Source organism: Streptomyces sp. NPDC007917 (genome assembly GCF_042959105.1).
GTDB lineage: Bacteria > Actinomycetota > Actinomycetes > Streptomycetales > Streptomycetaceae > Streptomyces.
This window is the reverse complement of record NZ_JBIBKK010000086.1, coordinates 1-1,221: the sequence shown is the minus strand read 5'-3', so window position 1 is coordinate 1,221 and position 1,221 is coordinate 1. Positions and strand designations below refer to the sequence as shown.

Here is a 1,221-nt window from a genome sequence, read left to right as displayed (position 1 = left end):
CCTCCACAGCAGCGGCGACACGACAGACCACCACTCCCACAGGATCATCGTCCCTATGCCCGACCAGCGAAAACGCCGTCCTCAAGCCCGGAAAGACAACAGCTTCTTACATGCTGCAACTCGCGAAGCGCTCCGCTGAGGCGCGACGTCGAAAGCGGAGCGAGGGATGATCGTGGGGCGCGGGCCGCAAACAGGACGTACGAGGTTGCCTATCACGGCACCGATCCCATCGCGGACAGCACCAGCGCCCCCCGGTACCGGCGCGAGCGCCCATTCGATCTGCGGATGGGCCCCTAGCGGCAATGCCGTTGCATTACGGGCCTGTAGGTTGGGGTCTTGTGATGAGGATGGCTTGCGTGCTGGTGCGGGTCGGTTGCGGCCAGAGACGGTGTTCAGCTCGTTTGAGCTCGTAATTGGACATCTTGCGTTTCACGGCTCGGGGCTGGCTGCGCAGTCGTCTGGCGGGCAGGAGTCGTTCCAAAAGGTCCTGCTCCAGTATCCCCAAGGCCCTGACCAGCAGGTCAGGGGGAAAAACTGCCCGGCGTAACGGTCACGCTGCGCCGGGCAGAGCGCAGGGTCTCGGTGAAGGAGACCCGGTCAGGGTCCAGACCACGGGTGGCAGCCGTTCTCAGCATGAGTTCACGCAGGGCGTGGTGAACCAGCAGATGCGCCCAGATCTGCTGACGGACACCATCGGGGGTTTTACTGCTGAGCACGACGCGGGCGCCGCGCTGATGGGTCTTGATCTCGGCGAAGACAGATTCGACCTCCCAGCGTTCGCGGTAGAGCGCGGCCAGCTGCCGGGCCGGATGGCGTCGGGCGTCCAACAGGGTGGTGACCAGGCGATAACCACCGGCCGCGCCCTCCCCGACCTGGCCCTTGAGCTGGTAGGCCAGAACGCGGACGGTGATCGGCTCATGCCGGGCAGGGCCGCTGCTCGCCCGGATCTGTGACAGCCATGACCCGTCCCGGAACTGCTTGAGGACCGGCAGGACGTGGTTGGCGGGCACTCGCCACAGCAGATCGGCGCCGGTGGCGGTGAAGGCCTGCCACAACGGGACACCGAGGAACTCACGGTCGGCCAGGACGAGCTGGCCCGGGCCGAGTGACCGTGGCAGGCGGCCGGCCAGGGTGACTTCCCCGGTGCGGCAGCCGGCGAGTTCCGCGTCCAGCACCGCATGGCTGCCCACCTCCACCAACGCAGCCATCCGCACCTGCGGG

1 protein-coding gene is annotated in these 1,221 nt (G+C 66.8%); it reads right to left on the bottom strand.

Features of this window, described 5'->3' with window-relative positions; genetic code table 11:
- Positions 1–521: 521 nt before the first annotated feature.
- A partial coding sequence (locus ACFZDL_RS47220) for an IS4 family transposase (RefSeq protein WP_391194635.1) occupies positions 522–1,221 on the bottom strand: 700 nt, incomplete at its 5' end.